Annotated in this window: 19 protein-coding genes; 13 read left to right on the top strand and 6 right to left on the bottom strand. The window is 70.4% G+C overall.

The window, feature by feature from the left end; all coding sequences use genetic code 11:
• Positions 1 to 7: 7 nt before the first annotated feature.
• From ATC03_RS15145 to ATC03_RS15105, 9 genes are all read left to right on the top strand, one after another.
• Complete coding sequence (locus ATC03_RS15145; protein ID WP_067878856.1) at positions 8 to 373, top strand: holo-ACP synthase; 366 nt, start codon at positions 8 to 10, stop codon at positions 371 to 373.
• Positions 370 to 1572 carry an alanine racemase gene (alr, locus tag ATC03_RS15140; protein WP_067878853.1) on the top strand — a complete coding sequence of 401 codons (1203 nt, stop codon included), beginning with the start codon at positions 370 to 372 and terminating at the stop codon, positions 1570 to 1572. Before ATC03_RS15145 ends, alr begins: the two co-directional genes overlap by 4 nt.
• Positions 1569 to 2132, top strand: a complete 564-nt coding sequence (gene tsaE / locus ATC03_RS15135; RefSeq protein ID WP_067878850.1) for a tRNA (adenosine(37)-N6)-threonylcarbamoyltransferase complex ATPase subunit type 1 TsaE — start codon at positions 1569 to 1571, stop codon at positions 2130 to 2132. Before alr ends, tsaE begins: the two co-directional genes overlap by 4 nt.
• Positions 2133 to 2141: 9 nt before the next feature.
• On the top strand, positions 2142 to 2762 hold the full coding sequence (gene tsaB / locus ATC03_RS15130; RefSeq protein ID WP_067878847.1) for a tRNA (adenosine(37)-N6)-threonylcarbamoyltransferase complex dimerization subunit type 1 TsaB: 621 nt from the start codon (positions 2142 to 2144) through the stop codon (positions 2760 to 2762).
• A complete protein-coding gene (gene rimI / locus ATC03_RS15125) occupies positions 2759 to 3304 on the top strand; it encodes a ribosomal protein S18-alanine N-acetyltransferase (protein ID WP_084003545.1) in 546 nt (181 codons plus the stop codon). The genes tsaB and rimI overlap by 4 nt, the downstream gene beginning before the upstream one ends.
• Positions 3301 to 4356: a tRNA (adenosine(37)-N6)-threonylcarbamoyltransferase complex transferase subunit TsaD gene (gene tsaD, locus ATC03_RS15120; protein ID WP_067878844.1), complete on the top strand. Its 1056-nt coding sequence runs from the start codon at positions 3301 to 3303 to the stop codon at positions 4354 to 4356. The genes rimI and tsaD overlap by 4 nt, the downstream gene beginning before the upstream one ends.
• A gap of 134 nt (positions 4357 to 4490) precedes the next feature.
• Complete coding sequence (locus ATC03_RS15115) at positions 4491 to 4961, top strand: DUF4190 domain-containing protein (RefSeq protein WP_067882347.1); 471 nt, start codon at positions 4491 to 4493, stop codon at positions 4959 to 4961.
• A 28-nt stretch (positions 4962 to 4989) separates the two neighbouring features.
• Positions 4990 to 5607 (top strand): DUF4190 domain-containing protein, encoded by a 618-nt coding sequence (locus ATC03_RS15110; RefSeq protein ID WP_067878841.1) that lies wholly within the window; start codon positions 4990 to 4992, stop codon positions 5605 to 5607.
• Between the two features lie 4 nt (positions 5608 to 5611).
• Positions 5612 to 6142 (top strand): DUF4190 domain-containing protein, encoded by a 531-nt coding sequence (locus ATC03_RS15105; RefSeq protein WP_152030979.1) that lies wholly within the window; start codon positions 5612 to 5614, stop codon positions 6140 to 6142.
• 10 nt (positions 6143 to 6152) lie between these two features.
• Here ATC03_RS15105 and ATC03_RS15100 read toward each other — a convergent pair whose 3' ends face one another.
• Entirely contained in the window at positions 6153 to 7358 is a 1206-nt protein-coding gene (locus ATC03_RS15100) for a class I SAM-dependent methyltransferase (RefSeq protein ID WP_067878836.1), read from the bottom strand.
• A 147-nt stretch (positions 7359 to 7505) separates the two neighbouring features.
• Between ATC03_RS15100 and groES the strand changes: the two genes are divergently transcribed.
• The 3 genes from groES (at position 7506) to ATC03_RS15085 (ending at position 10551) form a co-directional block, all read left to right on the top strand.
• Complete coding sequence (groES, locus tag ATC03_RS15095; protein ID WP_067878828.1) at positions 7506 to 7802, top strand: co-chaperone GroES; 297 nt, start codon at positions 7506 to 7508, stop codon at positions 7800 to 7802.
• Between the two features lie 206 nt (positions 7803 to 8008).
• Positions 8009 to 8980 (top strand): EamA family transporter RarD, encoded by a 972-nt coding sequence (rarD, locus tag ATC03_RS15090; RefSeq protein WP_418117974.1) that lies wholly within the window; start codon positions 8009 to 8011, stop codon positions 8978 to 8980.
• Positions 8981 to 9264: 284 nt separating this feature from the next.
• A complete protein-coding gene (locus ATC03_RS15085; protein ID WP_067878826.1) occupies positions 9265 to 10551 on the top strand; it encodes an ABC transporter substrate-binding protein in 1287 nt (428 codons plus the stop codon).
• A gap of 601 nt (positions 10552 to 11152) precedes the next feature.
• Here the strand turns inward: ATC03_RS15085 and ATC03_RS15080 are convergent.
• From ATC03_RS15080 to ATC03_RS15065, 4 genes are all read right to left on the bottom strand, one after another.
• Entirely contained in the window at positions 11153 to 11893 is a 741-nt protein-coding gene (locus tag ATC03_RS15080; RefSeq protein WP_067878824.1) for an ABC transporter ATP-binding protein, read from the bottom strand.
• Positions 11890 to 12849 carry an ABC transporter ATP-binding protein gene (locus ATC03_RS15075; RefSeq protein WP_067882340.1) on the bottom strand — a complete coding sequence of 320 codons (960 nt, stop codon included), beginning with the start codon at positions 12847 to 12849 and terminating at the stop codon, positions 11890 to 11892. The genes ATC03_RS15080 and ATC03_RS15075 overlap by 4 nt, the downstream gene beginning before the upstream one ends.
• 91 nt (positions 12850 to 12940) lie before the next feature.
• Entirely contained in the window at positions 12941 to 13921 is a 981-nt protein-coding gene (locus tag ATC03_RS15070; protein WP_067878821.1) for a branched-chain amino acid ABC transporter permease, read from the bottom strand.
• A gap of 9 nt (positions 13922 to 13930) precedes the next feature.
• Positions 13931 to 15214 carry a branched-chain amino acid ABC transporter permease gene (locus ATC03_RS15065; RefSeq protein ID WP_067878819.1) on the bottom strand — a complete coding sequence of 428 codons (1284 nt, stop codon included), beginning with the start codon at positions 15212 to 15214 and terminating at the stop codon, positions 13931 to 13933.
• Positions 15215 to 15584: 370 nt separating this feature from the next.
• Here ATC03_RS15065 and guaB point away from each other — a divergent pair, with 370 nt between their 5' ends.
• A complete protein-coding gene (guaB, locus tag ATC03_RS15060; RefSeq protein ID WP_067878817.1) occupies positions 15585 to 17087 on the top strand; it encodes an IMP dehydrogenase in 1503 nt (500 codons plus the stop codon).
• 130 nt (positions 17088 to 17217) lie between these two features.
• Here the strand turns inward: guaB and ATC03_RS15055 are convergent, their stop codons facing one another.
• A complete protein-coding gene (locus tag ATC03_RS15055) occupies positions 17218 to 18378 on the bottom strand; it encodes a MalY/PatB family protein (protein ID WP_067878815.1) in 1161 nt (386 codons plus the stop codon).
• Between the last annotated feature and the right edge of the window lie 79 nt (positions 18379 to 18457).

The following is an 18457-nucleotide window of genomic DNA, read 5'->3' as shown; positions in this document are numbered from 1 at the left end:
CGTCCGCGTGATCGCGGGCATCGGCATCGACGTGGTCGACATCGCGCGGTTCGAGCGATCGATCGCCCGCACGCCGGCGCTCGTCGATCGCCTGTTCGCTGAGAGCGAACGCGGACGCCCCGCCCGATCCTTGGCCGCACGGTTCGCGGCCAAGGAGTCGCTCATCAAGGCGCTCGGCGGCCACGCCGTCGTGCGCTGGCACGAGATGACGGTCGTGCAGGACGCCGACGGCAACCCCGACTTCGAGCTCAGCGGCGGCCTCGCCGATCACATGCGTGCGCTCGGCATCGATCGCGTGCACCTCTCGATGAGCCACGACGCGGGCATCGCCAGCGCCTTCGTGATCCTCGAATCGAGCGGGGCGATGGCATGAGCCCGCAGACCGGGCCGACCACGCCCTTCCGCGAGGCCGTCGTCGACCTCGACGCCGTGCGCGCGAACGTCGAGACGCTCGCCGCGCGGGTCGCCCCGGCTGCCGTCATGGCCGTCGTGAAGGCGAACGCCTACGGCCACGGCGCGGTCCCAGTGGCTCTGGCGGCCCTCGACGGTGGCGCGGCCTGGTTGGGCGTCGCCGACCTCGACGAGGCGTTCGAGCTCCGCGATGCGGGCATCACGGCCCCCGTGCTCGCCTGGCTCCACGGCCCCGACGCGCCCTTCGCCGAGGCGATCGCCCGCGACGTCGACCTGGGCGTCTCGTCGATCGACCAGCTGAGGCGCGTGTCGGATGCCGCGGCGCAGGTCGGGACGTCGGCGACCTCTTCCGGTGCGAAGGCCGATCCCGCCGGCGCCGCGGATCCCGCCGGCGCGCGGGCCGCCGTGCACCTGAAGATCGACACCGGCCTCAGCCGGAACGGCGTGCCGCCGGAGGAGTGGGTCGAGGCGGTCGCGTTCGCGGCAATGCTCGAAGATCAGGGCCGTATCCGCGTGCGCGGCATCTTCAGTCACCTCGCCAACACCGACGACGACGCCGACCGGGCACAGCTCGCGGCGTTCGAGGAGGCGCTCGCCGCGGCATCCGCTGCCGGCCTCGACCCCGAGGTGCGCCACTTCGCGTCGACCGCCGCCGCGGTGCGCCTGCCGGCCTCGCGCTTCGACCTCGTGCGCCTCGGCATCGGCACGTACGGCATCCCGCCGTACGGCGACGGCACGACCGCCGCCGACCTTGGGCTCCGACCCGTCATGACGCTGCGCGCGTGCGTGGCCGCCGTTCGACGCGTCGAGCCGGGCGTCGGCGTCTCGTACAGCCACACGTGGCGCGCCGAACGCCGCACGACGCTCGCGCTCGTCCCGCTCGGGTACGCCGACGGCATCCCGCGTCACGCGTCGAGCCGGGCCGAGGTGCTGCTCGCCGGTCGTCGTCGACCGGTCGTGGGGCGCATCGCCATGGACCAGTTCGTCGTCGACGTCGGCGACGACGAGGTCGCGGTGGGCGACGAGGTCGTGCTCTTCGGCGACCCCGCGACCGGCGCGCCGTCGGCCGACGACTGGGCCGAGGCCGCCGACACGATCGGCTACGAGATCGTCACGCGCATCGGGCACCGCGTGCCCCGCAGCTATGACGGCGCCGCATGATCCGTGCAGAGATCGCGGATGCCGCGGCCATGGAGGAGTTCGGCCGCGACCTCGGTTCCCGGCTCGCCGCGGGCGACCTGCTCATCCTCACCGGCCCGCTCGGGGCGGGCAAGACCACGCTCACGCGCGGCCTCGGTGCCGGACTCGGTGTGCGCGGACCCGTGCAGTCGCCGACGTTCGTGCTCGCCCGGACGCACCCGAGCCTCGTCGGCGGCGCACCGCTCGTGCACGTCGACGCCTACCGTCTCGGCAGCGCCGAACTCGTCGAGGACCTCGACCTCGACTTCGCGCGCTCGGTGGTCGTGGTCGAGTGGGGCGCGGGGCTCCTCGACGACGTGAGCGAGTCGTGGCTCGAGGTCGAGATCGAGCGACCGCAGGGAGCCGCCGCGATCGAGGGCGGCGCGACGGATGCGACGGGGCAGACGGAGCAGGCGGGGCAGACGGCTGGCCCGGTCGACCCCACCGATGCCGAGTTCCTCGGTGCCGACGAGCCGCGCGTGATCACGCTGCGCGGGTTCGGACCCCGTTGGGCGGGCACCGCGTACGCCGACGCTCGGTAGGGTTGAGGCATGCTGCTCGCGATCGACACCTCGACGGGCACGAGCGTCGCCGTGGTCGACCACGATGCCGGCGTGATCGCCGAGGTCGGCACGGCCGACACCATGCGTCACGCCGAGGTCGTCGGCGAACTCGTCCGCGAGGCGCTCGAGTCCGCGCACATCCCGCCCGCCCGTCTGTCCGGCGTGGCCGCGGGCATGGGCCCGGGGCCGTTCACGGGGCTTCGGGTCGGCATCGCCGCGGCGCACGCGTTCGCCCTCGGCATCCGCAAGCCGTTCGTCCCGGTGGTGAGCCACGACGCCGTCGCGTTCACGTGGTACCGCGACGGCGGATCCGGCCCGATGCAGGTCGTGACCGACGCGCGCCGCCGCGAGTTCGCGGTCTCCGACTACGACGGCATCGACGCCGACGGCCTGCCGATCCGCGTGCACGGTCCGGTGCTCGTGCCGCGCGACGCGGTGCCGGAGCGCCCTGGCACGCGCTTCGATGCCACGCTCGTGTCCGCTGGCGGCATCGGCATGATCGCCGAGTTCGCGTTCGCGGCGGGTCGACTGCCGCTCACCGGGGATGCGCCGCTGTACCTCCGTGCGCCCGACGTGACCCCCTCGGCCGGCAAGAAGGTGCTGCGATGAGCGTGCTCATGCGGCGGGCGAAGATCGCCGACGTCGAGGCGATCATGGGGCTCGAGCGCGAGACGTTCGTGACCGACGCCTGGTCGGAGGAGCTGATGCGATCCGAGCTCGCGAGCGAGCACGGCTACTACCTCGTGGCGGTCGACGAGGAGGCCGAGCCCGAGCGCCGGCTCATGGGGTACGCGGGCCTCTACGCACCGGCGGGCACCGGTGACGCCGACGTGCAGACGATCGCGGTCGCCCCGTTCACGCGCGGCATCGGACTCGGCCGCGGGCTCATGCACGCGCTGATCACGCACGCGCGTCGCCGGCACGTGTCACGGATCTTCCTCGAGGTGCGCGCCGACAACCCCATCGCGAAGGCGCTCTACGATTCGCTCGGCTTCGTCGAGATCGGCATCAGACGCGGCTACTACCAGCCCGACGACGTCGACGCCGTCAGCATGCGGCTCGACGTGCCCGAGGCCGTGGCCCAGCCGGCGCAGCCCGTGCACGGCAGTGCGACGCGGCCGGGCGCCTCGACCTCCGGAGGCGCGCGATGAACCGCGAGGCGCCCCTCGTGCTCGGCATCGAGACCTCGTGCGACGAGACCGGCGTCGGCATCGTCCGCGGCACCGAGCTGCTGGCGAACGTCATCGCCTCGTCGATGGACGAGCACGCGCGCTACGGCGGCGTCGTGCCCGAGGTTGCGGCCCGCGCTCACCTCGAAGCGCTCGGGCCGTCGATCGACGCCGCGCTCGCGGCATCCGGAGTCTCGCTCGACGATCTCGACGCGGTCGCCGTCACGAGCGGGCCCGGGCTAGCGGGAGCGCTCATGGTCGGCGTCGGCGCGGCCAAGGCGCTCGCGCTCGCGATCGAGAAGCCCATCTACGCCGTGAACCACCTGGTCGGCCATGTCGGCGCCGACCTCCTCGACGCCGATGCGCCGCTCGAGACGCCGACCATCGCGCTGCTCGTCTCCGGAGGGCACACGTCGCTGCTCGTCGTGCGCGATCTCGTCTCCGACGTCGAACTGCTCGGCGAGACCATCGACGACGCGGCAGGCGAGGCGTTCGACAAGGTCGCGCGCGTGCTCGGACTGCCCTACCCCGGCGGGCCCGAGATCGACCGGGCCGCGATCGGCGGCGATCCGAGGGCGATCCGCTTCCCGCGTGGCCTCACGCAGCCGAAGGACCAGGCGGCCCACCGCTACGACTTCAGCTTCTCGGGCCTGAAGACCGCGGTCGCCCGCTGGGTCGAGCAGCGCGAGGCGGCCGGCGAGCCCGTTCCGATCGCGGATGTCGCGGCGAGCTTCCGAGAGGCCGTCGCCGACGTGCTCGTGACCAAGGCCATCGCCGCGTGCACCGACCTCGGCGTGCCGCGCCTGCTGCTCGGTGGCGGGGTGGTCGCGAACGCGCGGCTCCGCGAGCTCGCGCAGGAGCGGGCGGATGCCGCGGGCGTGGCGCTGCGCGTTCCGCCGCTGTCGCTCTGCACCGACAACGGCGCCATGATCGCGGCGCTCGGCGCCCAGCTCATCATGGCCGGGCACGAGCCGTCCGGGCTGTCGTTCGGCGCGGACTCGACGCTGCCGGCCACCGAGGTGCAGGTCGCCTGACCCGCCCTGCGTGGGAGGTGTGCCGGGTAGGGCTGCCGCGCTAAAGTGGCGAACGGGGGTGGATGCCGCTCCTGCACGCATTCGAACCGACGCGGTGCGCTCATCGCGTTCGGTACAGCATCGAGGAGACGACCGTGACCGACCCCAACGTTCCCAGCAGCCCGTCGGGCGACACGCCCGACATCCCCACCGCGCCGGCCGCACCCGTGCCGCCCGCACCGCCGGCGCCGCCCGTCTACTCGACGCCCCCGGCAGCGCCGCCTGCACCGTCCGTGCCGGCCTACGGCACGACGGCACCGGCCTACGATGCGTCGGCGCCCGCCTACGGCGCTCCGACCCCCGCCAAGACCAACGTGCTGGCGATCGTGTCGCTCGTCGCGTCGCTCGTGGGCTTCTTCACGGGCATCGGCTTCCTGGTCGGCATCGTCTGCGGCCACATCGGCATCAGCCAGATCAAGAAGACCGGCGAGCAGGGCCGCGGCATGGCCGTCGCCGGTCTGGTGATCGGCTACATCGGCCTCGTGCTCTCGATCATCCTCACGATCGTGTTCATCGTCCTCTTCGCGATCGCGGCCTCGTACGGCGGCAGCACCTACTCGTACTGATCCACCTCTCATCACGGAAGGCCGACTCATGAGCGATCCGAAGACTCCCGCCGACGGCACCGAACCCTCGGCCTCGATTCCCGACTTACCGGCGGCTCCCGAGGTCCCGAGCGCACCCGAGCCGCCGGCAGCGCCCGAGCCGCCCGCAGCGCCCGAGCCGCCCGCCGCGCCCGAGCCGCCCGCAGCGCCCGAGCCGCCCGCGTACTCGGCGCCGGTTCCGCCGGCCGCGGAGGCGCCGCAGCTCTACGGGACGCAGCCTCCCGCCGCGCCGGCCTACGGCGCGCCGGTGCCGCCGCCCGCACCGCCCGCCGCGTACGGAGCTCCGGTCGCTGCGGCCGGCTCGCCGTACGCGCCTGCCGGGCCCGCCAAGCCGACGCCCGTCTACAGCCTGATCTCGCTCATCGCGGGCATCGTCGGCCTCGTGGGCTTCTTCGTCGTGTTCATCCCCTTCGTGGGCGGTGTCATGCAGCTCTTCATCCCCGCGGCGGCGGTCGTGCTCGGCTTCATCGGCCGCAAGCGCGAGCCCGCGGCGAAGGGCATGTGGCTCACCGGCATGATCCTCGGGTTCGTGGGCGTCGCGATCGGCCTGATCTCCCTGCTGTTCTGGGCGCTGGTCTTCGGCTCGTCGAGCTCGTACTACTACTGATCGCATGACCCTGCCCCCAGACGAACCGCTGCGGCCACGTTCGGTTCCGGATGCCCCGCGAGCGGCGTCCGGGGCCGACGTGCCCGCGCGGCCGATCGACGAGTCGGAGCTCCGCGCCGCAGCTCCGTCGTCCGAGGGGGCACCCGTGCCGATGGCCGTCGCATCGCGAAAATGGGACATGCCGCTCGACACGGGGGAACTGCGCACCGTGCCGACCGGCCAGCTGCTCATCGTGCACCGACCCGAGGCGTACGCCGAGGCATCCGACGAGGTCGAAGAAGAGGAGACGCAGCGCCGGGTCTACAGCTGGGTCGGCGCCGTGCTCGGCATCATCGGCGCAGCCGCCTCGCTCTTCGTCGGCTGGATGCTGCCGCTCTCGATCGCGGCGATCATCTTCGGCGTGCTGGGCCTGCGCCGTGAGGAGACCGGGCGAACGCTCGCGTTCGTCGCCATCGGCACGGGGGTCGGCGGCCTCGTGTTCTCTGCCGTGTGGATCGGCTACTACGCGATCGTGTTCGGCACGCTGCAGATCTGAGCGCCGCTGTTCAGTGAGCGGCGTCGCGCGGCAGTCGTTCGACGAGCAGCGCGACGTGCCGGCCCTCTTCGCGGGTCATCACGAGGGTCCCGGATGCCGCGCCCTGCAGCTTGAGCTTCGTGCGGAGCACGGCGGGGTCGATGTCGATGCCGCGCTTCTTGATCTCGAGCGTGCCGATGCCGCGGGCGCGCAGGGCCTGACGCAGCTGGCGTTCGTCTGCGGGCAGGCGCTCGATCACGCGGAACCCCTGCGCGAACGGCGACTGGAAGGCCGTGTCGCCGGTGAGGTAGGCGATGCCGTCGGAGAGCATCCACGCGCCGTGCGCCCTGGCGAGGTCGCCGATGAGTCTGGCGCGGATGACCGCGCCGTCGGGTTCGTAGAGATAGTCGCCGAGCGGGCCGACGGGCGCGTCCTCGCTGTCGGCCGAGGCGGTGAGCTCGTCGGCGCCCTGCTCGCCGACGACGAGTGCGGCACGGCGGACGCCGGGCCGGGCGACGGCGCCGAACCAGACGCCGAGTTCGACGACGTCGCCGCCGACCGAGATCCACTGCGCCTCGGCGTCGACCGGGATCACGCCGCGGTCCGTGCCGGGGCCGAGCTTCACGCCGACGGCCAGGCGGTCGGCCAGCCCGAACGCGAAGTCGAGGCTCGGCGTGTAGTCCGCGGCATCCGAGAGCCTGCGTGTGCGCCCGCCGCTCGTGACCCGACGGGCGGGGTCGAGCCAGGCGCCGCCGATGCCGCCGAGGTGGACCTCTTCGGCGGTGGTGTGCAGCACGCGCGCCTGCTCGAACGGCGCGAGGTTGAAGGCGGCGATCGTGGCGGTGACCTCGTCGGCCTCGGCGGCGGTGACCTCGAGGTCGACGGCCGCGAGGGCGAGCGAGTCGCCGCCGATGCCGCAGCCCAGGTCGGCCACGTGGCGGATGCCGGCGCGCGCGAAGCGCCCGGCGTGCAGCGCGGCGACCCGCAGGCGCGTGGCCTGCTCGAGGCCCGCCTCGGTGAAGAGCATGCGCGTCGAGAACTCGCCGAACTTCGCGCGCGCCTTGGCGCGCAGCCTCGACTGCGTCAGCACGGCGGCCACGAGGGAGGGGGAGTGCCCCTGACGGCGCAGGTCGGAGACGGCGGCGACGATGTCGGTCTTCGCCTGCCACTCGGGCAGCGAGTCGAGCAGCCGCAGCCCCTCGGGAGAGAGCAGTTCGACGAGCTCGGCGCGGTCCACCCGGCCACGCTAGCACCCTGCCCGACAGGGTTGGCACTCACGTTGCACGAGTGCCAAATCGCGCCTAGACTCGATTTAGCACTCTCGCTCTGAGGCTGCTAACCAGTCTTCATCGAGACAGTTTCTCATCTACAGAAGGGGTGAACCGTGTCGGTTTCCATCAAGCCGCTCGAGGATCGCATCGTCATCAAGCAGGTCGAGGCAGAGCAGACCACCGCATCCGGTCTGGTCATCCCCGACACCGCCAAGGAGAAGCCCCAGGAGGGCGAGGTCGTGGCCGTGGGCCCCGGTCGCATCGATGACAACGGCAACCGTGTTCCGCTCGACGTGGCCGTCGGCGACAAGGTGATCTACTCGAAGTACGGCGGCACCGAGGTCAAGTTCGCAGGCGAGGACTTCCTCGTCCTGTCGGCTCGCGACGTGCTCGCGGTCGTCGTCCGCTGAGTCGACCCGCACTTCCGAGGCCCGGATGCCGAATGGCGTCCGGGCCTCGTCGTGTCCGGGCGTCGTCACGTCCGGGCTCGGCTCGCGTGCCCGAGCCGTCGAGCCATGGCTGGTCGGCAGTGCTCCTCCCCTCCGAGACCGGATCTCGTCGAAGGACGGCAGCCCCGCCGCACCGCGGCGTCGAAGCCCGGGCGTACGGTTGACCGGTGACCTCCAGCACCGACCCCACGAGCACCGGCCCGACGATCGCCGCAACGGCCTCGAAGACCGGCGGGGTCAGCCGGCAGGGCCTGGCCTTCGCGATCAGCTCATACGTGCTGTGGGGCTTCCTGCCGATCTACTTCATCGCGCTCGCGCCGTCCGGGCCGTTCGAGATCGTCGGATGGCGCGTCGTGCTCTCCCTCGTGTTCTGCGCGCTCCTGCTCGCCGTGACGCGTGCATGGCGCCCGTTCTTCGTGCTCCTCCGCGATCGCCGCATCGTCCTCACCATGGGCCTCGCGGGCGCGCTCATCTACGTCAACTGGCAGACGTACGTCTACGCGACGGTCTCGGGGCAGGTCGTCGAGGCGGCACTCGGGTACTTCATCAATCCGATCGTGACGGTGTTCCTCGGCGTCCTGGTGCTGCGTGAGCGCCTGAACGCCACGCAGTGGGTCGCGGTCGGCATCTCCATCGTCGCGGTCGTCGTGCTCGCCATCGGGTACGGCCAACCGCCGTGGATCGCGCTCGTGCTGGCGTTCTCGTTCGGAACGTACGGGCTCATCAAGAAGCGCGTCGGGCCGAAGGTCGATGCGGTGTCGGGCCTGACGCTCGAGACGGCGTGGCTCACGCCGATCGCCGTGGTCATCCTCGTCGTGGTCGGCTCGACGTCGGGCCTGTCGCTCGGGGCGTACGGAACGTGGCACACGGTGCTGCTCCTCTGCGCCGGCGCGATCACGGCCGTGCCGCTGCTCCTGTTCGCGGCTGCGGCACGGCGCCTGCCGCTCATCTACATGGGATTCATCCAGTACTTCGCGCCGTTCATCCAGTTCCTCGTCGGGGTCGTTGTGCTGCAGGAGCCGATGCCGCCCGAGCGGTGGGTCGGCTTCGGTCTCGTCTGGGTCGCGCTCATCGTGCTCACGTTCGACCTGGTCCGTGGTGCGCGAGCGGCCCGGCGGCAGGTCGCCGACCTCACCTGAGCGACGGATGCCGCGGCGCAGCGTCGAGCGGGCCGTCACCGTGCGTCATCCCTCCGCTCCATCCACCCCCGAATCGGGGTGGTCGGAGTGTGCGTGAACGGTGGAATCGTGCGTGAAAAGGCCTTGGAACGGACGGAATGTGACGGTGAGGTAACACTTCAGACAGTGTTATCGGGTTGTGACCGGGATTACTTTGCACAGGGCCGCTCGCCGAATACTGTGACAGAACGGCGAGCCTCAGCCCGCCGGTGTGAACCACATTTCCTTCAGTCCCAAGGAGCAACATGAGCGTATTCGGCACGTCCCGACCCGCTCGTTCGCGCGGCAAGGTCTGGGCAGGTGTCGCGGTCGCCGCGACGAGCGCCCTTCTCCTCTCCGCCTGCGCGAGCGGCGAGACCGATTCCGGATCGGGCGACAGCTCGGGCCAGCGCGACGAGCTGGCCCTCACCATCGGTACGGCTCTGCCGCAGACCGGTAACCTCGCATTCCTCGGCCCGCCCGAAGAGGCCGGTGTCGCCTACGCGACGTCGCAGATCAACGCCGCCACCGCCGACACCGGGCTCAGCCTCGACGTCGTCTATGGCGACTCCGGCGACACCGACAACAAGGCCTACGAGACCGAGATCCCCCGCCTCCTCGGCGAAGACGTCTCGGCCATCATCGGCGCGGCCTCGTCGGGCACCTCGCTCCAGTTCATCGACCAGGTCGTTGGTGCGGGCGTCATCCAGTTCTCGCCGGCCAACACGTCCGACGCGTTCACCACGTACGACGACAACGGCCTGTACTTCCGTACGGCTCCGTCCGACGTGCTCCAGGGCGAAGTCCTCGGCAACCTGATCGCCGAAGACGGCAACCAGACGCTCGGCCTGATCGTGCTGAACGACTCGTACGGCACCGGCCTGGCGAAGTACGTCACCGAGGCCTTCGAGGCAGCCGGTGGCGAGGTCGTCGCAGCACCCACGTACAACACGGGTGACACGACGTTCGACGCCCAGATCAGCGAGGTCCTCGCGGCCGACCCCGACGCCATCGCACTGGTGACGTTCGACGAGGTCTCGACCATCCTCCCCAGCCTCTTCGGGGCATTCCCGGCCGACAAGCTCTACTTCGTCGACGGCAACCTGAAGAACTTCGCCGACGCGTTCCCCGCCGGTTCCCTCACGGGTGCCAAGGGCACGCTGCCGGGCCTGACGATCGACTCGATCTCGGCGTTCACCGGTGAGCTCGACGCCTTCCTCGAAGAAGAAGGCACGCCCCCGCTCGAGGACTACAGCTACGCTGCCGAGTCCTTCGACGCGACCGTCCTGCTGGCGCTCGCAGCGCTCGCCGCGAACTCGACCGACTCGGCCGACATCGCTGCGAAGCTGCAGGAGGTCTCGGGTGGTTCGGGTGACGGCGAGAAGTGCTCGACCTACGCCGAGTGCGCTGACATCATCGTCGGTGGCGGCACGGCCGACTACGACGGCATCTCCGGCCCGATCACGTTCGACGAGGTCGGCGACCCGACCGAGGCGTCGATCGGCATCTACCAGTACGGCGAGGACAACAACTACGTCGCCTACGAGGGTTGATTCCCGAGTAGTCCGAACGCAGTAGTCAGCGGAGGGGCCCCGGTCTTCGGACCGGGGCCCTTCTGCGTGCCCGAAACACGGGTCTGTGCGCCCGCGCGCGTGTGCTCCCGCTCTCGGATTGCGGGTGGCAGGCCTTGCCGCGTGCGCGAGCGCTCACCGCGCTGCGTGTGCGCCGCCCACAGGGTCGCCCTCCGCGCGGACGCGGGCCGCGGCGCCTCGGCACGACCGGGTGCGCACGGCCTGATGCTGCGGCGCGCCGCAGGCGGTTCGCGAGGTGTCAGCCAATGGGGCAACCTTCGCTCCCATCCGACAGGACGGGGCCTCTCGGTGCGCAGATCTTGGTGCGGTGCGGCCCAGATATCGCGCGGGTGGGCGGTCGCGCGCCCGGGCGCGACGCAGATCAGTTCCCCGGGCCCCCCATGGGCCCGCCGCAACGGAGGACCACGGGTGTGCCACGGCTGGGTCCGGTTCGGTCCGGACAAGGCCGAGCATCCGCTCACCGACAACGCCGGAGGTCATGCCTCCGGTCGCCGCCGAACGCCGAAGGGCGGGCCCTCGCTTGCGCGAGGACCCGCCCTGTTCGTGGTGCTGTCGGCGCCGGTCAGGTGCCGAGCGTGCCGAGGTACAGCTCGGTGACCTTCGGATCGTTCAGCAGTTCGCGCCCGGTGCCCGTGTAGGCGTCGCGGCCCTGGTCGAGCACATAGCCGCGGTCGCAGATCTGCAGGCAGCGCCTGGCGTTCTGCTCGACCATGATGCAGGTCACGCCCGCCTTGTTGATCTCGGAGACGCGGATGAACGCCTCGTCCTGACGCACGGGCGACAGGCCGGCCGAGGGCTCGTCGAGCAGCAGCACCTTCGGGTCCATCATGAGCGCGCGGCTCATGGCGACCATCTGCCGCTCACCGCCCGAGAGCGAGCCGGCGCGCTGCTTGAGGCGCTTGCCCAGCTCCGAGAAGATCCCCGTGACGAACTCGAGGCGCTCCTTGTAGATGCCGGGGTTCTGGAACAGCCCCATCTGCAGGTTCTCTTCGATGGTCAGACTCGGGAACACGTTGTTGGTCTGGGGGATGAACCCCACGCCGCGTGCCACGAGCTTGTTCGCCTTGAGGCCGGTGATGTCCTCGCCCTGAAGCGAGACCGTGCCCTGTCGGACGTTGACCTGACCGAAGATCGCCTTCAGCAGCGTCGACTTGCCGGCGCCGTTCGGGCCGATGATGCCGATGAGTTCGCCCTGCTCGGCGACGAGGGAGCATCCGTTCAGGATGTTGACGCCCGGCAGGTAGCCGGCGTGCACGTCGTCGACGAAGACGACGGGCGTGGTGGTCGCAGTCGCGTTGCTCACTGGTCCTTCTCCTTGTTGTCGCCGGCGAATTCGGCCTCTGCCTCAGCCGTGCCCGCGCTTGCGAGCTCGGCCGCGTCGACGGCGGTAGATGCCGAGGCATCCGTCGTCGGGTCGGCCTCCTCGGCCGTGACGCGACCGGTCACGACACCGAGGTCGAGTTCCTGGTGCGCGCCGAGGTAGGCGTCGATGACGGCGGGGTCCTGCATGACGGAGTACGGGTCGCCCTCGGCGACCACGCGGCCCTCGGCCATGACGACCACCCAGTCCGCGATGTGGCGGACCATGTGCATGTCGTGCTCGACGAAGAGCACGGTCATGCCCTCGTCCTTCAGGTCGAGGATGTGGTCGAGGAGCGACTGCGTGAGCGCCGGGTTGACGCCGGCCATCGGCTCGTCGAGCATGACGAGCTTGGGCTCGCTCATGAGCGCGCGAGCCATCTCGAGCAGCTTGCGCTGGCCGCCCGACAGGCTGGCAGCGAAGTCGCCCGCCTTGGCGTCGAGCTTGAACTTCGCCAGCAGCCCCATGGCGCGCTTCTCGATCTGGGTGTCCTGCCCTCGCCAGGCGGCGGGGACCAGGCTCTGCCAGAAGCGTTCGCCGCGCTGGCCCTTCGCACCGAGCTTCATGTTGTCGAGCACGGTGAGCAGGCCGAGCGCCTTGGTGAGCTGGAACGTGCGCACCTGGCCCATGCGGGCGACCTTGAAGGCCGGTACGCCCGAGAGCGAACGGCCGTCGAAGGTCCACGAGCCCTCGTTGGGCTTGTCGAACCCGGTCAGCAGGTTGAACAGCGTGGTCTTGCCCGCACCGTTCGGCCCGATGAGCGCCGTGATCGCGCCACGGGGGATCTCGAGGTGCTCGACGTCGACGGCCGTGAGGCCCCCGAACTGGCGACGCACGCCGTCTGCGACGATGATCGGGTCGACCTTGGCGACGCCGGGCTTGGCATCGCCGACGTGCAGACCAGTCGTCTTGGGGCGGGCGACCGGTGCCGATGCGGTCGAGGTGTCGGCCGCGGCATCCGTCGTCGTGGGCTCCGTGGGAGCCGGAATCTCACTTGACAAAGGTCAGCTCCTTCTTGTTGCCGAGGATGCCCTGCGGCATGAAGATCACGAGCAGCATGAGCGCCACACCGACCAGGATGAAGCGCAGCGTGCCCGCTTGGATCTGCGACATGAACGGCAGCACGCCGGCCGAGACGAGCGCGGGCAGGAAGTTGCTGAGGAACGTCTGCAGCACCCAGAAGATGAGCGAGCCGAGCAGCGGCCCGAACACCGTCGCCGCGCCGCCGAGCAGCAGGGCCGTCCAGACGAAGAACGTGAGCGAGGTCACGTAGACGCCGGGGCTGACCGCCGAGGGCAGCGCGTAGATGATGCCGCCGGCCGCGGCGATCACGCCACCGAGCACGAGCGCCTGCAGCTTGTACGCGAACGCGTTCTTGCCGAGGGCGCGCACGGCGTCCTCGTCTTCGCGGATGCCCTTGAGCACGCGGCCCCACGGGCTGCGCATGAGCGACCAGACCACGAGCACGGCGATCGCGAGGGTGATGAGGCCGAGGATGCGGACCCACCAGTCGTTCGCGTTGTAGACCCACGGGCCGAAGCCGTACGTGCCTTCGGGGATGGGGTTCGAGGCGCGGAAGCTCGCGTGGTAGCCGCTGAGTCCGTCGGCGGAGCCGGTGAACTCGTCGAATGCGGTCGTCAGGAACAGGAGCCTGACGACTTCGGCGGCCGCGATCGTCACGATTGCGAGGTAATCGCCTCGGAGCCGCAGGGTCGGGACGCCGAGGACGAGGGCGAAGATCGAGGCCGCCGTGAGGCCGATGATGGCGGCGAGCCACCACGGCAGGTCGAACGACAGAATCGAGATCGCGTAGCCGTATGCGCCGATGGCCATGAAGCCCGCGATGCCCATGTTGAGCAGGCCCGCGTAGCCGAAGTGTACGGCCAGGCCGAGGGCGGCCAGCGCGTAGCCGATCGTCGCCGGGCTGAGGATCGACGATGCCGTATTGGAGAAGATCTGAATCCAGTCCATGATGCGCGCCTAACCGATTCTCTCTCGTCGGCCCAGGATGCCCTGTGGCCGGAACAGCAAAATGACGATGAGGATGACGAGGGCACCCGCGTACTTGAGGTCGTCGGGGATCCAGAGACCCGAGACCTCGACGATCACGCCCACGATGAGCGAACCGATGAGGGCGCCGTAGGCCGTGCCGAGACCGCCGAGGGTGACCGCGGCGAACATGAGCAGCAGGACCTGCGCACCCATGTCCCACTTGATGCCGGGGCGGTAGTACGCGTACAGGATGCCGGCGAGGCCCGCGAGCGCGCCCGCGATGATCCACACGACGCGCACGACGTGGTCGACGTCGATGCCCGAGGCCGAGGCGAGCGACGGGTTGTCGCTGATCGCTCGGGTGGCCTTGCCGAGACGCGAACGCGTGAGCCAGATCGCGAAGCCGACGATCACCAGGATCGAGATCGCGATCGAGGCGATGTCGATGCCGCTCAGCTGGATCGGTCCGAACGACATCTTCGGGGCCGTCGCGTACGGCAGCTGGGTCGTGCCGCCGCCGATGAAGAACTGGAAGGTGTAGCGCATCGCGAGCGAGAGGCCGATGCTCACGATCATGAGCTGCACCACGCCGACGCGCTTGCGCCGCAATGGTCGCCACAGGATCACGTCGAGCAGGAGCCCGAGACCCGCGCTCACCACGACGGCGAGCGGGAGCCCGATCCAGAGCGGCAACGCCATCGATCCGGCGCTCACGAGGAAGGATGCCGCGACCGCGCCGAACGTGACCATCTCGCCGTGCGCGAAGTTCGAGATGCCGGTCGTGCCGAACACGAGCGACAGGCCGACGGCCGCCAGTGCGAGCATCAGGCCGAAGTTGATGCCCTGCACGAAGCGCTGGATGAACTGGTCCAAGATGCTGGTGACGTTGCGCTCGCCCTCGCCGATGAAGAAGTTCACGGTCACGCGCCCGCCGGCGCCGACGGTGACGTCCTTCTCGTTCGGGGTGTCGCTTTCGGGGTCGACGACCGCGATGCCCTCGGGCAGCGTGTCCTCGTCGAGCGTGACGGTGTAGTCGTCCTTCTCGGGGACGCTCACCTTCCACTGGCCGTTCGCGTCGGTCTCGACCTCTTGTTCACCCCCCGGGCCGTCGATCACGAGCTTGACGCCTTCGAGGGGTTCACCGTCGAGTTGGACGTTGCCGCTGATGCGATACGGATCGCCTTCGGCGGCCATGGCCGGTGATGCGGACAATGCGAAGACGCCGAGCATGGCCGCTGTGACGGCGAGGATGGCGCCGAACAGCCGAATCATGCGACCGGGTGGGTACGCGACGGCAGGGGATGGGGATCTCACGAAACCTCCAGGTTGGGACACCACGGCGATAGGAATCCCATCGGCCGTGAAGGAGACGTTATGAGCGTAGTGTGTCGTCCGTGTTTCGCATCCCCCACGTTCGGGAACCGCTGCCGAATCGTGAGAAACGCAACGCACCTGCAGGTGGGCGCGCTCTCGCGCACGGGATGTGCGCGGCGGCCTCGCGCCGGCGGGCAGGCGCCCGCGCCGTGCACCACGCGCGGGGAATACTCCGTGCGTCGCCTCGATTAGAATCGGTAGACACCGTGCAAGGCCCTTCGCCGGCGGTGCACTTCGATGCCGACCACGCGATACAAGGGGCGCCCCAATGGAACAGCACGACCCGTTCGGATTCATCGGACTCACGTACGACGACGTGCTGCTGCTCCCTGGACACACCGACGTCATTCCGAGCGAGGCCGACACGAGCTCCCGTCTGACGCGTCGCATCACCGTCGCGACGCCGCTGCTCTCCGCGGCGATGGACACCGTGACCGAGGCCCGCATGGCGATCGCCATGGCCAGGCAGGGCGGCATCGGCATCCTGCACCGCAATCTCTCGATCGCCGACCAGGCCGAGATGGTCGACCGCGTGAAGCGCAGCGAATCGGGCATGGTCTCCAACCCGGTCACGACGACGCCGGACGCGACCGTGGCCGAGGTCGACGCGGCGTGCGCGACCTACCGGGTCAGCGGACTGCCCGTGGTCGACTCGGACGGCATCCTCGTCGGCATCATCTCGAACCGCGACATGCGGTTCGTCTCCGAGTTCGAGAAGTCGACCACGAAGGTCGCCGACGTCATGACGAAGGCGCCGCTCATCACGGGCCGGGTCGGCATGAACCCCGACGAGGCGCTGGCCATCTTCGCGAAGCACAAGGTCGAGAAGCTGCCCCTCGTCGATGAGGCGGGCCGCCTCACGGGACTCATCACGGTGAAGGACTTCGACAAGTCCGAGCAGTACCCGAACGCCACGAAGGACTCCGAGGGGCGCCTGCGCGTCGGCGCCGCGATCGGCTTCTTCGGCGACGCCTGGGAGCGCGCCGAGGCGCTGCGCGATGCCGGCGTCGACGTGATCGTCGTGGACACCGCCAACGGCCACTCCGCAGGCGTCATCGAGATGGTTCGCCGCATCAAGTCCGACCCGACGTTCGCGCACATCGACGTGATCGGCGGCCAGGCCGCGACCCGTGAGGGCGCGCAGGCGCTCATCGACGCGGGCGTCGACGCCGTCAAGGTCGGCGTCGGCCCCGGCTCGATCTGCACGACCCGCATCGTCGCCGGTGTCGGCGTGCCGCAGATCACCGCGATCTACGAGTCCTTCCTCGCCGCGCGCGAGGCCGACGTGCCGATCATCGCCGACGGCGGGCTGCAGTATTCGGGCGACATCGCGAAGGCGCTGGTCGCCGGTGCCGACACCGTCATGATCGGTTCGCTGCTCGCGGGCACCGACGAGTCGCCCGGCGACGTGGTGTTCCAGGGCGGCAAGCAGTTCAAGCTCTACCGGGGCATGGGCTCGCTCGGCGCGATGCAGACGCGCGGCAAGAACACCTCGTACTCCAAGGACCGCTACTTCCAGGCCGACGTGCCGAGCGACGACAAGCTGATCCCCGAGGGCATCGAGGGCCAGGTCGCCTACCGCGGTTCGGTCGCGGCCGTCACGCACCAGCTCATCGGCGGCCTGCGCCAGTCGATGTTCTACGTCGGCGGTCGCACCGTCGCGGAGCTCAAGGCGAAGGGCAGGTTCGTGCGCATCACGGCAGCCGGGCTCAAGGAGTCGCACCCGCACGACGTGCAGATCGTGGTCGAGGCCCCGAACTACAAGCGCTGACGGTCAGCGCGGCGCGGCGGAGCCGTGACGCGCTTCCGTCAGAAAGGCGGCAGCCGCAGCGATCGCGACGCGCCAGCGTTGCGACGCGTACCGCGGTCGGCCTCGTGACGTGACGTCCACGGCCCAACGCTCACGTTGCGTCGGCGAGGCGCGTGATCGCCTCGCCGAGCACCTCGGGCGAGCACGCGAAGTTCAGGCGCGCGTGGCCGCGTCCGACCTCGGCGCCGAACGTCGGCCCGCTCATCAGGGCGACCTTCGCGCGCTCGAGGGCGGTCGCCGCGGGGTCGTCGCCCCAGCCGAGCGCCGCGAGGTCGAGCCACGCGAGGTAGGTGGCATCCGGCATCCGATAGCCGACGCCGGGCAGCTCCTCGGCGAGCAGGTCGGCGAGCAGGCGTCGGTTGTCGTCGAGGCTGCCGAGCACGCCGTCGAGCCACGGCCCACCGTCGGTGAACGCGGCGACCGTGGCGATCGAGCCGAACTGGCTCATGCGCCAGGACACCTCGTAGGGCAAGGCGTCGCGCAGCCGGTCGCCGCGCTCGCTCGCCGTGATGATGAGTGCGGCCTTGAGCCCGGCGATGTTGAACGCCTTGGTCGCGGCGGTGACGGCCACGCCATGTTCGCGCGCGGCATCCGACACCGTGAGGAAGGGCGTGTAGGGGGAGCCTGGCTGCGCGAGCGGGCCGTGCACCTCGTCGCTCACGATCGTCGCGTCGAAGGCGGCGGCGAGGTCGGCGAGCGGTGCGAGGTCGTCGCGCGCGGGCACCCACCCGGTCGGGTTGTGCGGGTTGCAGAGCAGCATCGCGCGAACGCCGGAGGCGAAGGCGGCCTCGATGGCGAGCAGGTCGAGCGACCACCCGTCGCGGATGCCGCCGAGCAGCGGGATCTCCTCGACGACGCCGCCGGCCTCGGTGACGAGGTCGAAGAACGGCGGGTAGATCGGCGAGGTCACGACCACGCGGTCGCCCGGTGAGATGACGCGCCGGAGCACCTCGACGAGGCCCATCGACACGTCGGCGGTGCAGGTCACGCGCGCGGGGTCGACCTCCCAGCCGAAGCGGGTCGCCGCGAACCCGGCGAAGGCGTGCGCCACGGCCTCGGGCCCCGCGTTGTACCCGGTGTCCGAGCGGTCGATCGCCCGGTGCAGCGCCGCGGCGATGGGCTCGGCGAGGGGGTAGTCCATCTCGGCCACGGGCAGCGGCAGCACCTCGGGGTCGTACGAGCGCCACTTCGCGCTCGTGCGCGTACGCAGCAGGTCGATGGGGTCCGCTTCGATGCGATGCAAGCCGTGCATGCCTCCAGCATGCTGCATCCGCGGCCGGACGGCACCCGTAGGCCGGACTCGCGGCCTTCGCACGTGCCATGTATCCTGA

Origin of the sequence: Agromyces aureus (genome assembly GCF_001660485.1) — a bacterium.
GTDB classification, from domain to species: Bacteria; Actinomycetota; Actinomycetes; order Actinomycetales; family Microbacteriaceae; genus Agromyces; species Agromyces aureus.
Note: the sequence above shows the minus strand (reverse complement) of the source record. Positions and strands in the feature narration are given on the sequence as shown.

Bases quoted from the DNA above. Each gene is read 5' to 3' on its own strand.
- tsaD (WP_067878844.1), top strand. From the start codon at position 3,301: ATGAACCGCGAGGCGCCCCTCGTGCTCGGCATCGAGACCTCGTGCGAC.
- tsaB (WP_067878847.1), top strand. From the start codon at position 2,142: ATGCTGCTCGCGATCGACACCTCGACGGGCACGAGCGTCGCCGTGGTC.
- tsaE (WP_067878850.1), top strand. From the start codon at position 1,569: ATGATCCGTGCAGAGATCGCGGATGCCGCGGCCATGGAGGAGTTCGGC.
- ATC03_RS15085 (WP_067878826.1), top strand. From the start codon at position 9,265: ATGAGCGTATTCGGCACGTCCCGACCCGCTCGTTCGCGCGGCAAGGTC.
- ATC03_RS15070 (WP_067878821.1), bottom strand. From the start codon at position 13,921: ATGGACTGGATTCAGATCTTCTCCAATACGGCATCGTCGATCCTCAGC.
- ATC03_RS15065 (WP_067878819.1), bottom strand. From the start codon at position 15,214: ATGATTCGGCTGTTCGGCGCCATCCTCGCCGTCACAGCGGCCATGCTC.
- rimI (WP_084003545.1), top strand. From the start codon at position 2,759: ATGAGCGTGCTCATGCGGCGGGCGAAGATCGCCGACGTCGAGGCGATC.
- ATC03_RS15105 (WP_152030979.1), top strand. From the start codon at position 5,612: ATGACCCTGCCCCCAGACGAACCGCTGCGGCCACGTTCGGTTCCGGAT.
- ATC03_RS15110 (WP_067878841.1), top strand. From the start codon at position 4,990: ATGAGCGATCCGAAGACTCCCGCCGACGGCACCGAACCCTCGGCCTCG.
- ATC03_RS15055 (WP_067878815.1), bottom strand. From the start codon at position 18,378: ATGCACGGCTTGCATCGCATCGAAGCGGACCCCATCGACCTGCTGCGT.
- guaB (WP_067878817.1), top strand. From the start codon at position 15,585: ATGGAACAGCACGACCCGTTCGGATTCATCGGACTCACGTACGACGAC.
- alr (WP_067878853.1), top strand. From the start codon at position 370: ATGAGCCCGCAGACCGGGCCGACCACGCCCTTCCGCGAGGCCGTCGTC.